The 13,524-nt window shown below is 34.7% G+C and carries 14 protein-coding genes; all 14 read left to right on the top strand.

Translation table 11 applies throughout. The annotated features are described in order from the left end of the window. Nucleotides 1-176: 176 nt before the first annotated feature. On the top strand, nucleotides 177-1,226 hold the full coding sequence (locus tag ACXAGS_RS01670; RefSeq protein ID WP_474904000.1) for a hypothetical protein: 1,050 nt from the start codon (nucleotides 177-179) through the stop codon (nucleotides 1,224-1,226). Continuing rightward, nucleotides 1,210-2,265, top strand: a complete 1,056-nt coding sequence (gene rfbB / locus ACXAGS_RS01665) for a dTDP-glucose 4,6-dehydratase (protein ID WP_474903999.1) — start codon at nucleotides 1,210-1,212, stop codon at nucleotides 2,263-2,265. The genes ACXAGS_RS01670 and rfbB overlap by 17 nt, the downstream gene beginning before the upstream one ends. Nucleotides 2,266-2,277: 12 nt before the next feature. Then, nucleotides 2,278-3,147, top strand: a complete 870-nt coding sequence (gene rfbA, locus ACXAGS_RS01660; protein ID WP_474903997.1) for a glucose-1-phosphate thymidylyltransferase RfbA — start codon at nucleotides 2,278-2,280, stop codon at nucleotides 3,145-3,147. Beyond that, nucleotides 3,147-3,689: a dTDP-4-dehydrorhamnose 3,5-epimerase gene (gene rfbC / locus ACXAGS_RS01655; RefSeq protein ID WP_474903995.1), complete on the top strand. Its 543-nt coding sequence runs from the start codon at nucleotides 3,147-3,149 to the stop codon at nucleotides 3,687-3,689. Before rfbA ends, rfbC begins: the two co-directional genes overlap by 1 nt. Before the next feature lie 439 nt (nucleotides 3,690-4,128). Then, nucleotides 4,129-4,419: a hypothetical protein gene (locus ACXAGS_RS01650; protein WP_474903993.1), complete on the top strand. Its 291-nt coding sequence runs from the start codon at nucleotides 4,129-4,131 to the stop codon at nucleotides 4,417-4,419. A 61-nt stretch (nucleotides 4,420-4,480) separates the two neighbouring features. Next, entirely contained in the window at nucleotides 4,481-5,551 is a 1,071-nt protein-coding gene (gene neuB / locus ACXAGS_RS01645) for an N-acetylneuraminate synthase (RefSeq protein ID WP_474903991.1), read from the top strand. After that, nucleotides 5,542-5,973 (top strand): GNAT family N-acetyltransferase, encoded by a 432-nt coding sequence (locus tag ACXAGS_RS01640; RefSeq protein WP_474903990.1) that lies wholly within the window; start codon nucleotides 5,542-5,544, stop codon nucleotides 5,971-5,973. Before neuB ends, ACXAGS_RS01640 begins: the two co-directional genes overlap by 10 nt. Nucleotides 5,974-5,981: 8 nt before the next feature. Further along, nucleotides 5,982-6,827, top strand: a complete 846-nt coding sequence (locus tag ACXAGS_RS01635) for a sugar phosphate isomerase/epimerase family protein (protein ID WP_474903988.1) — start codon at nucleotides 5,982-5,984, stop codon at nucleotides 6,825-6,827. Next, on the top strand, nucleotides 6,820-7,908 hold the full coding sequence (locus ACXAGS_RS01630) for a DegT/DnrJ/EryC1/StrS family aminotransferase (protein ID WP_474903986.1): 1,089 nt from the start codon (nucleotides 6,820-6,822) through the stop codon (nucleotides 7,906-7,908). The genes ACXAGS_RS01635 and ACXAGS_RS01630 overlap by 8 nt, the downstream gene beginning before the upstream one ends. Next, entirely contained in the window at nucleotides 7,908-8,939 is a 1,032-nt protein-coding gene (gene gmd, locus ACXAGS_RS01625) for a GDP-mannose 4,6-dehydratase (protein WP_474903985.1), read from the top strand. The genes ACXAGS_RS01630 and gmd overlap by 1 nt, the downstream gene beginning before the upstream one ends. Beyond that, entirely contained in the window at nucleotides 8,920-9,639 is a 720-nt protein-coding gene (locus tag ACXAGS_RS01620) for an acylneuraminate cytidylyltransferase family protein (protein WP_474903984.1), read from the top strand. Before gmd ends, ACXAGS_RS01620 begins: the two co-directional genes overlap by 20 nt. 9 nt (nucleotides 9,640-9,648) lie before the next feature. Then, nucleotides 9,649-10,911 carry a hypothetical protein gene (locus ACXAGS_RS01615; protein WP_474903983.1) on the top strand — a complete coding sequence of 421 codons (1,263 nt, stop codon included), beginning with the start codon at nucleotides 9,649-9,651 and terminating at the stop codon, nucleotides 10,909-10,911. Further along, on the top strand, nucleotides 10,904-12,346 hold the full coding sequence (locus ACXAGS_RS01610) for an oligosaccharide flippase family protein (protein WP_474903981.1): 1,443 nt from the start codon (nucleotides 10,904-10,906) through the stop codon (nucleotides 12,344-12,346). The genes ACXAGS_RS01615 and ACXAGS_RS01610 overlap by 8 nt, the downstream gene beginning before the upstream one ends. Before the next feature lies 1 nt (nucleotide 12,347). Continuing rightward, nucleotides 12,348-13,523 carry a hypothetical protein gene (locus ACXAGS_RS01605; RefSeq protein WP_474903979.1) on the top strand — a complete coding sequence of 392 codons (1,176 nt, stop codon included), beginning with the start codon at nucleotides 12,348-12,350 and terminating at the stop codon, nucleotides 13,521-13,523. The last annotated feature ends 1 nt before the right edge of the window (nucleotide 13,524 follow it).

Raw genomic sequence — 13,524 nt, 5'->3', positions numbered from 1 at the left:
TTATATTAGTTAGTATCGGAAAACATATCATTCTAATAGGAAAGGATAAGTTTGCCAATAATCTTAACTATTTTTAAAATGCGCTAAAAGGTAGTACTTTTCGAGTTGATCGTATATGAGTTTAAAATCCACGTATCTTTGTAATTAATTAAAACTAACTAATCATATAATTTAAAATGTCAGAACATCATAAGAACATAAATACTGACGAGATTGATTTGGGTCAATTGTTTCAATTAATTGGTCGTGTCTTTCAAAAATTGTACGACTTTATAGCAAGTGTTTTCAAAGGCATTTTTAATGGTATAATTCTCATTTTACTGTTTATTCAGAAAAACATTATTATCCTTCTAGGCTCATTAGTTATTGGTGCTGTCGCAGGTTATTTTATGGATTTATATAAAACTGAGAAATTTATTTCTAGAATGGTTGTAGAGCCCAATTTTAATAGTGTTCAACAACTATATAATAATATTGAATTTTATAATGATTTAGCAAAAGCGGAGGATTCCATTGCGCTTGCTGAAGCATTGAAGATTTCAATACCAGAAGCCGCTTCAATAAAAGAGATTTTTGTTGATTCTTATTCTGATGAAAATCAAAAAATAAAACTGTTCGATGAGTTTGTTAAGGAATTGGATACATCAACTATTAAGGCAATTGAGTTTGAATCGTATTTGCAAAACTTTAATTCGTTAGATGCTCGTTTTCATCAAATTTCTTTGGTAAGCACGGATAATAGTGTTGCAAAAAAGGCGCAATCTTCTATCGTTAAGTCAATTTCTGCTAATGACTATTTTAAATTACAAAAGCAGATAAATGACATAAATATAAAACTACAAGATTCTATCATAACACAACAATTGAGTGAAGTAGATAGCTTGCAGCAACTGTATAAAACGATATTGGTGAAAGAAGCGGAGAAACCGATGCAGGGAACCAATATCAATTTGGCAGAAAATGGACAATCCCAAAATAAAGAACTGGCGTTAGTCAAGGAAAGAGAAACCTTAAAACGAAACCTTGTTGCTTTAAACCAAGAGCGAGCCAATAAATCATCAATTTTAAATGTAATAAGTGACTTTCCTAATCGAGGTGTCAAGGTTAAAGGTTTTTGGAAAAGTTATAAGTTTATATTGCCTTTGTTACTATTAGGACTGGTGTTAATCGTTTTGACCTTGAGGGATTTAAATAGATTTTTGAAAAAGTATGGAGAGCAAGAATAAAACAATATTAATAACCGGTGGCGCAGGATTTATTGGGTCCCATGTTGTAAGACAGTTTGTAACTAAATATCTTGATTACAAAATCATCAACTTAGATGCACTCACATATGCCGGAAATTTGGAAAACCTTGTAGATGTCTCAGAATTTGATAATTACGAATTTGTTAAAGGAGACATTGTAAATTCTGGTTTCGTTAATGAACTTTTTGCTAAAGAATTATTCGACGGAGTAATTCACTTGGCTGCTGAATCGCATGTAGATCGTTCCATTACCAATCCAAACGCATTTGTAAACACTAATGTCATTGGTACAGTTAATTTGTTAAATGCGTCTTTAGAAATAGCTAAAAAGAAATCTGATTTTAGATTTTACCATGTAAGTACAGATGAGGTTTATGGAACTTTAGGTGATACGGGGTTATTTACAGAGCAAACACCATATAGTCCAAATTCGCCTTACTCTGCATCCAAGGCCGCCTCTGATCATTTTGTACGTGCTTATGGTGAAACCTATGGTATAGATTTTGTTATTTCTAATTGCTCTAATAACTATGGACCCAACCATTTTCCTGAAAAATTGATTCCACTATTCATAAATAACATCATCAATAAAAAGCCTCTACCCGTATATGGAGATGGTAATTATACCAGGGATTGGCTTTATGTAAAAGATCATGCGAGGGCCATTGATTTAGTATTTCATCAAGGAAAAAATGGGGAAACCTATAATATTGGTGGATTTAATGAGTGGAAGAACATTGATTTGGTAAAGTTATTATGTGGTTTAATGGACAAAAAATTAGGCAGAAAGGAAGGCGAATCTGAAGAGTTGATCACATTTGTCAAGGACAGACCAGGGCATGACTTAAGATATGCCATTGATGCAAGTAAAATAAACAAGGAGTTGGGTTGGAAACCATCCGTAACCTTTGAAGAGGGACTTGAAATAACTATTGATTGGTACTTTGACAACCAAGATTGGTTAGACCATGTTACCTCAGGTGATTACAAAAAATATTACAAAAAGCAATATCAATAAAGCCAGAAAATTATGAAAGGAATCATTTTGGCGGGAGGTTCGGGAACTAGATTACATCCGTTAACCTTATCCGTAAGCAAGCAGTTAATGCCTATCTACGACAAGCCAATGATTTACTACCCATTGACGACGTTAATTTATTCAGGGATTAGGGAAATTCTAATTATTTCAACCCCCAAAGACCTTCCTCTTTTTAAGGAACTTTTAGGAGATGGCAAAAAGTATGGTTGCAGTTTCTCCTATGCCGTACAAGAATCACCAAATGGTTTGGCAGAGGCTTTTATCATTGGAGAAAAGTTTATCGGGAATGATAAGGTGGCGTTGATCCTTGGGGATAATATTTTTTATGGTTCAGGTCTTTCAAAATTATTACAGGCCAACAATAACCCACAAGGTGGAATAATTTATGCTTATCGGGTCCATGATCCAGAACGTTATGGTGTTGTAGAGTTTGACAGCGAAGGAAAGGCCATAAGTATTGAAGAAAAACCATTGGAACCCAAATCCAATTTTGCTGTTCCGGGCATATATTTTTATGACAATGAAGTGGTTTCCATTGCCAAAAACATAAAACCAAGTCCAAGGGGAGAACTGGAGATTACCGATGTAAACAAAGAATATTTAAAAAGAGGAATCCTTAACGTAAGTATTTTGGATAGGGGAACAGCTTGGTTGGATACTGGAACTTTTCAATCATTAATGCAGGCATCCCAGTTTGTTGAGGTTATTGAGGAAAGACAAGGTTTAAAAATCGGTGCAATTGAAGCCGCAGCCTTTGAAATGGGGTATATTAACAAACAGCAATTTAAGGTTCTTGCAGAGCCACTCATGAAAAGTGGCTACGGTAAAAACCTTTTAGGTATTTTGAATAAAGAAGATTAATGAAAGCGATAGAAACTAAACTTAAAGGTTGTTTTATTTTAGAACCGAAGGTTTTTGAAGACGAACGAGGTTATTTTTACGAAAGCTTTAATCACAAAGCATTTTGTGAGGCAATTGGGCAAGAGGTAAATTTTGTTCAAGATAACCAGTCATTCTCCAAGAAAGGAGTTTTAAGAGGGCTTCATTTTCAAAAAGGGGTGCACGCCCAAGCAAAGCTCGTTCGCGTTCTAGAGGGCAGCGTTTTGGATGTGGCGGTAGATTTGCGAAAGGACTCTATAACCTATGGGCAGCACATATCCGTGGAATTAACAAGTGCCAATAAAAAACAATTGTTTATTCCAAGAGGTTTTGCTCACGGGTTTATTGTTTTAAGTGATACTGCTCAGTTCTTTTATAAATGTGATAATTATTATAATAAAGCATCTGAAGGAGGAATTAAATATGATGATGCCAATTTAAATATTGATTGGCAATTGCCTGTTAACCTTATTAAAGTGTCACAAAAGGATTTGCAACTACCCTTTTTAGCAAGCGCCCAGTAATAATGAAAACAAGAAGCAACAAAAATTAAAATATTTGCCAGAGACCTATAAAGCCCATAAAACTGTTTTAACAAAAAAAAAACAATGCTTTTTAACTCTATAGATTTTGCTCTCTTTTTTCCAATTGTTTTTGTGCTTTATTGGGTTGTTTCCAAAACGCAATAATAATTTACCCTGTAATGGGGGTTCTTGCTGCTGTTTTCACATGAAATAATATTTTTTATATTCGGCGATAAATGGGAAGATGCGGTTGCACCTATTCAAATACTATCTGTGGCCATGATATTCATTAAATGATCAATTCATTATAAAATTTCGGACAGTGTCGCCGAAGTTCTTCGTCCATTTGAAGTTTCAGAATTAGAAATCGAGGTAAACAAAGACTATATATATGGCGATTTGATGGACTTTATTGGAATTGACAATATAAACGGTTATTTTGCAGAATCATCATTTTCATATCATCCTAAAAATGAAATTAAATTATCTCGACGAAACAATTCTTTTAGGACAAGATACGGTGGCTATTGAAAACGAGACCTTAGCAAAAGACAAAACATTATTAATAGTTGGAGATAATTATAGTAATGAGCTATTAAAGTTTATCCCATTTAATTTTAAAAGGACCTATTTTATAAGACGCGTTAATCTGAATCTAAAATGGATTGAAATGTTCAATGCAGATGTATTGCTTTATGGAATCGTAGAAAGAAATCTTGAGAACTTTTAGCCTCAAGCCTTAATAATTTAATTAACTATTAAACAAAATTCACAAGTAATAAAAGGATAATATGCTAGGTCAAGTAATAAAGGATATTGTAATTAAAGATAAACGCATAGGGACTTCTTCTCCTTGCTTCATAATTGCTGAAGCGGGTGTAAACCATAATGGCGATTTGAAGTTGGCGCTGGAGCTAGTTCGAAAGGCAAAGGAAATAGGTGCGGATTGTGTCAAATTTCAAACCTTTAAGGCGGAGAGTGTCATAACCAAAAATGCTCCTAAGGCAGAATATCAACTAAAGGTCACTAACCCAGAAGAAAGTCAATTCCAAATGTTGAAGAACCTTGAGTTGGGATATGATGATTATTTAGAGATAATAGAAGAATGTAATAAGAATTCGATAATGTTTTTGTCTACACCATATAATGAAGAAGATTCCGATTTTCTTAATAGTTTGGGTGTTTCAGCATTCAAAATTGCTTCAGGTCAGTTGGTTGAGTTCTCATTTTTAGAGCATGTGGCTCAATATGGAAAACCTATGATTCTCTCAACAGGAATGGCAACACTTTCTGAAGCATATGATGCAATTCAGGTTATTAAAAATGCAGGAAATGATCAGATAGTATTGTTACAATGCACAACAAACTACCCATCTGACAATAAAGATGCTAATATAAGGTCAATGGTAACCATGGGAAATGCATTGGGTGTAATGTATGGTTATTCTGATCACATAGAAGAAAATTATGCATGTTATGCCGCAGTGGCACTAGGAGCTACTGTAATCGAAAAACATTTTACTTTAGATCGAGAATTGTCTGGTCCGGACCACAGTGCGTCGCTCAATGTGGAACAGTTTGAATTATTGATTCAGGGTATTCGAAAGACCGAAGAGTGCCTAGGTAGCCCCGTAAAGGTTCCATCAGATAATGAAAGAAGAAATATCCTGGGTATGAGGAGAAGCATTATTCTAAAGAAACCCTTATGTAAAGGAGAGGTATTTACTATGGACAACATTACTTATAAAAGACCAGCAACAGGTCTCGAACCAAGAAGGGTGAATGACATTATTGGTAAAAGAGCATCTATGGACATTGAAAGTGATACCCCATTAAAGGAAGCTATGATAATATGGGAATAACGCCTGAAATCTTATTTGTAACCCCAAATAACAAAGAAATTCTTGCGGAGTTTGTCAAAGACTTGGATAAGGAGCAAGACTCTTTTAGGTATTTTAAGAGCAGGGAGTTGGATGTCATTAAAAACCATTTGCTTACAATACTTTTAATAGATGCTGATAAACCCATAGGATATGGCCACCTCGATAAAGAAAATGATACAGTGTGGTTGGGTATAGTTATAAAGCAAAATTATCAAGGGAAAGGCTTGGCCAACATTTTAATGTTTGAGCTATTGAGAAATGGAGACAAAATGGGAATTGAACGGATAAAGCTTTCAGTGGACAATAATAACGATAAAGCTATTGCTCTTTATAAAAAGCATGGTTTTATTCTGTTGAACTCAAAAGATCATTATGGGATTTATCAAAGAATTATAAAATAACTAGTTTAATGAAGATTGGGGTAAGTACATTGGCTTTTGGTAGATCAACGAGAGAACAAATTGTTCAACTTGCAGAAACTTATGATTGGATGATTGAGTTCAGTTCTAGTTTTCCACACATGTCTGATATGGTGGAGTTTTTTCAATCTATTAAAATAAATAGATTGGCACACAATTATTTTCCAGCTCCAGACCAGCCTTTTGTTCTTAACTTGGCCAGCACCAACCATGATATAAGGACAAAATCCATTGCACATTGTATACAAGGCCTAAAAATATCAAAACTAGCTGGGGTTGATTGTTATTCTGCACATGCGGGGTTTTGTATTGATCCGGACCCAGATATGCTTGGCAACCCGTTGGATGTGAATCAAAAGATGGACCGTAATTTAAATTGGACTCTATTTTTAGATTCCGTAAACCTAATTATTGGTGTAGCAGAAAGCCTCGGAATGTCCTTTTATATAGAGAATAATGTTACGGCCCCATTCAATCTAAGAAAAGATGGACAAGAAGTCTTGCTTTGTTCCACTGCGGATGAGATGATTGAACTTTGCCATAACATAAGTAAAAAAAACTTTGGCATACTATTAGATACAGCGCATTTAAAGGTGTCCGCCAACGCCTTGGTCTTTAATAAAATTGATGCGGTAAATAAATTGAAGCCATATGTTAAATATATACATCATAGTGACAATTCCGGTGAAAAGGATACCAACCAATCATTGGACAATAACTACTGGTTTTTAAACTTTATTAAGGATTTTACAGACATAATTCATATACTAGAAGTAAAAAATATAACGGTCAAAGAAATAACAAATCAGATCTCATTGTTAAAAAGTCATGGATAGAATACCAATTTATCAGCCTTATATTGGAGAAGAGGAAAGAAACAATGTTTTGGAATGTATGGATTCTACATGGATTTCAAGCCAAGGACAGTTTATTGAAAAGTTTGAAGAACGCGTACAAAAATATACTGGGGCAAAGCATGCCATTTCTGTTTGCAATGGTACCGTAGCCATTCATTTAGCTTTATTGGCACTGGATTTGGGACCAGGCGACGAAGTGATAACCACCAACTTTACCTATGTGGCATCTACTAATGCTATTTTGTATGTAGGCGCTAAACCGATATTTGTAGATGCCGATTCATCGAGTTGGAATATAGACACTGCGAAGATAGAGGAGAAAATAACGTCGAAGACCAAGGCGATTTTATATACCAACGTTTATGGTACTCCTGCCGATTATTATAAACTTAAAGAGTTGGCGGAAAATTTTAATATTTATCTAATAGAAGATGCAGCAGAATCTTTTGGAGCAACATATGATTCCAAAGAATCTGGAACTTTAGGCGATATTTCTACATTCTCCTTTTTTGGAAACAAAACAATTACCACCGGAGAAGGAGGTATGGTTTTAACATCTAATTATGATTTAAGCAAGAAAATCCGAAAACTAAAGAACCAAGGAAATTCTGAGACGATAAGATATTATCATGATATACTGGGCTACAACTATCGGATGACCAATATTCAGGCCAGCATAGGTTTGGCACAATTGGATAAATTGGAAGAAATACTAAAACTAAAACGTAGAATTCAACAAACCTATGAGGATGGGCTTTCAGATGTTGTAACATTTCAACAAATTCCTGAGTCGGCTGTTTCCTCATATTGGATGTGTTCTATTATTTTTAACTCTAAATTGGAAAAAGAGAGAGCAATTAAAGCACTTGAATCTGATAATATCGAAACAAGACCATTTTTCACGCCTATCGACAAATTGCCGTTTTACCAATCATCTAATGACTGTTTGGTGTCATACGATATAAATGACCGTGGTCTTAATATACCGAGTTATCCTGCATTAACGCAAAAAGAACAAGATAGAATCATAAATACTATAAGAAAAATCAACAAGAAATAATGAAAAAAGCATTAATAACCGGGGTTACCGGGCAAGATGGTAGCTATTTAGCTGAATTCTTATTGGAAAAGGGCTATGAAGTTCATGGAATGGTCCGAAGATCAAGCTTGGAACAAAAATTAAGAATCGACCATCTTTATAAAGGCGTAGGCAGTGAGGAGTTAAATTTCCATGTGCATTATGGGGATATGACGGACTCTTCGAACATAATGAGATTGCTTAAGGAAATTAAACCCGATGAGGTTTATAATTTAGCTGCTCAAAGCCATGTAAGAATTTCTTTTGATATTCCTGAATATACGGCAAATGCAGATGCTCTGGGCAGCTTACGAATATTGGAAGCGATAAGAATATTGGGCCTTGAACAAAAGACGAAATTTTATCAAGCCTCGACCAGTGAATTATTTGGAAAGGTACAAGAAATTCCACAGACCGAGAAAACACCATTTTATCCTCGAAGCCCATATGGGGTGGCAAAAATCTATTCATACTGGCTTACTATAAACTATAGAGAGGCCTATGGGATTTATGCATGTAATGGCATCTTGTTTAATCATGAAAGTCCAAGAAGGGGAAATAGCTTTGTTACCAAAAAGATTGCCGAATCTGTTGCGAAAATCAAAAAAGGCACATTATCCAAGATACGATTGGGTAACTTGGATGCAAAAAGAGATTGGGGATATGCTAAGGATTATGTAGAGGCAATGTGGTTGATGCTTCAATTGGACAGTCCTAAGGATTTTGTTATTGCAACAGGAGAAACACACACGGTGCGTGAATTCGTGGAAATAGCATTCTCCTACATCGATATAGAAATTGAATGGAAAGGCAAGGGCGTAGATGAAATCGGAATAGATTCAAAAACTGGAAATGTACTAGTTAGCATAGACCCTTATTATTTTAGGCCGACAGAAGTAGATTTATTAGTAGGGGACCCTAGCAGCGCCAAACAAAAGCTAAACTGGGAACCCAAGGTCAAGTTTAAAGAACTTATCGATATTATGATGAAACATGAACTTGAAAGAATTTAGCAATATAAATAAGCCGTTAGTAGTAATTCCTGCAAGAGGAGGATCTAAAGGTGTTCCAGGTAAAAACATAAGGTATTTGAATGGAATACCACTTATTCAACACACTATAGATAGGGCTAAAGAGGTTTTTGAAGACCACCAAATATGCATTTCGACTGATTCGGAGGAAATAAAACAAGAGGTCGAAAAAAGGGGCCTTAGGGTGCCTTTTATGAGACCAGACTACTTATCAACAGATACCTCGAGCACTTATGATGTGCTGCTACATGCCCTTTCATTTTACAAATCCAACGGGTACGTTCCAGATGTCATTGTTCTTCTTCAAGCCACATCACCATTTCGTTCCAAAACCGACATTGCTCAGGCCCTATCACTATATAACAAACATTTGGACATGGTAGTTTCGGTAAAAGAAACCAGCTCTAATCCATACTATGTGCTTTTTGAGGAGAATGATAGTGGATGGCTGGAAAAATCCAAAAAGGCAAGTTTTAATAGAAGGCAGGATTGTCCAAAGGTGTGGGAATATAATGGATCTATCTATGTGATAAACCCTGCTTCGCTGATTAGGGAAAGTCACTTAAAGTTTAAAAAGGTTAAAAAGTATGTAATGGACGAGTTTTCATCGCTCGATATTGACACAGCACTTGATTGGAAGATTGCGGAATGCTTAATTGGGGATTATATGTCCGCAAACTAAATAAAGGATATGGGGTTTTTGGATAGATGGGACAACATTGCACACATGTGGACTAATGGGATATTGGATACTTTACCAGACTCCTTTACAGATAATATTTCGCCTACTAAATTCAGAAAAAAATCTGCTCTCTTAATAAAGCATATAACAGCAGATTTTTTAAGGTTATTTAGAAAGGACCAAATTCCTAAAAACAAAATTTGGTTTCTTGTTCTGACGAAGAACAATCACGATTCCCTTAAGGATGTTCAACAGCTTACAGAACATTCAATTATGATATCCTTTTTTAGATTTCGTAGTACAATAAATAAATCAACTTTTTATTACAATTTAAGGTTCCGAATCTTCTGGGATTTAATTTATCCCTTTACATTACTTTTCTATTTTATCAAGAACCCTAAAAAGGCAATAAGGTATTATGATTTGTTTTTTACGGTGAACGGTACCTATGAAGAATCAAAACGCTTAATTAAAAACGTAACGCCAAGGGCAATTGTGTTCACCAATGATCATTTAGTAGAAGCAAGAAGTATGTTATTGGCAGCTAAGGATCTTGGCGTTCTGACGTATTATATTCCTCATGCGTCCGTATCTAAGTTTTTCCCTCCATTACAGTTTGATTATGCACTCTTGGATGGTCAGGATACCTTGGACAAATATAGCTGCTGTGGTCCTGTTAATTCAACTGTTGAACTTTTGGGAATGCCCAAGTTTGATATGCATACCAAAAGTGAAAATATCAATGATAATATGGATTCCATCGGAATCGCATACAATATGATTGATGACATTGAAGATGTAGTTTCCTTGGCGCAAAAGATAGCAGAATCCTATCCCGAAATTTCAGTTGTCTTAAGACCACACCCAGGAGACACAAGACAACTAGTAGATATACCGCCAAATGTTTTAGTTTCAGATTCAAAGAAAGAAGATGTATTTTCTTTTCTAAAAAGAATAGATGTATTAATAGCAGGAGAATCTTCCATACATTTGGAAGCAGTTTTAATTAATGTATATCCCCTATATTTTTGCTATACAGCCCACAATAGGTTTGATTATTATGGATATATAAAAAATGGTTTAGTAGAAAATTTTGGTAGTGTAAAAGCCTTGCTTTTCAAGATTTCAGAACTACGGGAATTTAAGCCGAATATTAAAGATAGGGCCAAATATTATAATGCTGCAGTCGGTTCTGAGTTTTATGGAAAAACTTCAGAGAAAATAGCAGGCCTTATAACAGAAAAAAGCGCATCAAAACAGTATAATGAGTAAAATATTGGCCAACTCTGGCATTTACACCATTATTAACTTGTTACAGAAGGGAATAAATTTTTTGCTTGTTCCTGTGCTCACCGCTTTTCTATCGCCGAAGGACTATGGTATAGTAGCCGTCATTACTGCAATAAATGCATTTCTAAATGTGATTTACCTTCTTTCCTTAAATGGATGCCTGAACAGGTTTTATTATGAATACAAAGATGATAAGGAAAAAATTCGAGTACTATTCGGGACCGTTGTTACCTTTGTTTTTTTATTCAGCATTATCATTTCAATTTTTTTGTTTGTTGGCCATTCTTGTCTTTTAGACCCATTTTTAAATGAGGTTAGTTTTTATCCATATATGGTTTTGGGTATGATATCAGTATTGTTCAATCCTGTTTTTACCATATACCAGAATACATTACAAGCTAAGCAGGAAGGGAAAAAGTTTGGTAAGAACAACATGTTATTTTTTTTAACCAATCTAATTTTATTGGCAACGTTTGTTGTGTTCTTTGGAATGAAGGCGGAAGGAGTCCTTGCCTCCTTGGCAATTACTAATATTGTCTTTTTTATACTTACAATAGCGCGCTTTGGGAAAGAAATAAAATTTGGGATAGACATATTGGTATTAAGAAAAGCCCTAATTTACTCACTACCCTTGGTACCCCACTCTATTTCAGGTGTCTCCACGGCAATGATAGACCGAGTTTTTATAAATAACATGCTTTCAACCTCAACAACGGGCATATATAACTTAGGGAGTACTTTCGGAGGGGTAGTATTCTTGGTCGCTTCAGGAGTTCAACAGGCATTTGTGCCTTGGTTTAACCAACAGGTTAAACATGGTAATACTAAAGGTATCACCCTTTTTGCCTCTAGCATAATACATGTTTATTGCACACTAGCATTTGGATTGTCACTTTTTTCTGAAGATATAATTCTTTGGATTACTCCGTCATCTTACCACAATGCATGGTATATTGTACCAATAATTGCCTTTGCTTTTGTATTTCATTCTTTATATTACCTTTTTTCCACTCCATTTTTTTATGACATTAACGGAAAAGGAAGTCGGGCTTTGCCAATTTACACTATACTTTCGGCTTTGATAAATATTTTTTTAAATTATATTTTGATTGGAAAATATGGTTTTATTGGAGCAGCTTTTGCCACTTTACTAGCTAAAATAATTTTATCATTAACTCTAATGTTTACATATAAAAAGTTTGTAGACATTTCATATAACCATAAACTATTAATACTAGTGCCGGTCATTTTTCTTTTGCTCTCGGCTCTTGCCTATGTGCCGAACCTTAGTATCTTTATCAAGATTGCCCTGTTTGTTATAGTTATATTGATACAATTACTCCTCAACAAGAAAAAATTGGAATTCTTATGGGTTCAAATAAATACAAAGTTCAAAAAGACAAAAGGTGTTGATTAGTATGAACCAAATTCTACGCCTTGGTATTGTTGCTATTTTTATTCTTGTTTTTTTATTAGGCGGCTCACTGCAATACTTTATTGGGATATCCAGCACCGTTTATTCACTTTTTGTTCTAATATTTATTTATCTACTTGTTTTTCTCGATTGGAGTGTTACGCTAAAAATTTCGGTAAATAAAGTGGTGTTCGTCTCGATTTTACTTTGCTGCGTAATTATAATCAGTGGTTTTTGGAACCACACCGGCATATATAAGGTTCTACTTTACTCCATGTTCGCCCTTATACCTATGGGAATCTTTTTACTAATACAGATATGTAGAAGAAGAAAGATTAAAATAAAAAGAACCCTGTCTTGCTTTGCCAAAGTAGTTGTATTAGTTCAGCTTCCCGTTATACTTATTCAGAAATATGGGTATGATTATTTGATAGACCTGAACCGGTCAAACCAAGCCATAGCAGATTACGACTTTATGTTCGGAACGTTTTTTATTCGTGCTGATCATGCCTTGGGATTTTTTATGTTGATTTACTTGATGTACATATTGATAGAATCTAACAAAGGTACCAAGAAGCAGCCGTGGTTCATTATGCTATATATAGGAACTACCATTCTTTTAATGGAGTCTAACCTATCTAAGGTTTTTTTGATAATTGTTCTTTCTTTTTATTTATTTCTATGGCTATATAATAAATTGAAATTTCTTGGAATTTTTGTTATAGCATTTGCAGCGGTACTAATTTTCAATTTAGCCCTAAAAGTACCAATAATAAATGGCCATTATCAAAACTTTCAATCGAACTATAGTATTCAAAGCTCTAATGTTGCTTTTGAAAGAACTAACGCCAAAAGGTTACAAATCATTATTGTTTATGCGACTCAAATGCCTATAAAGATAATTGGCGAGGGGCCTTACGATTACTTTAATATCTTTACGGGTGAATTTAAAAAGACACAACATTTTTCGCAGCTTATTTGGGCATACAACGATTTGGGAATAATAGGGCTCTTGGCAGTTGTCTTCTTGGGCTGGACAATCTCCAGGACGTTGGGACTTCAATCAAGATATAGAAAGATGTTTTTTGGACTCATCTTGTTCTATTTGTTAATGACTAATGTATATTCAGACCTTGCCATTTGTCTTTCACTAATGTATTTGGATGAGAAAATCAAATAAA

It is taken from the genome of Croceivirga sp. ABH4_376 (assembly GCF_056160685.1).
This window is presented reverse-complemented; position numbering and strand designations above follow the sequence as displayed.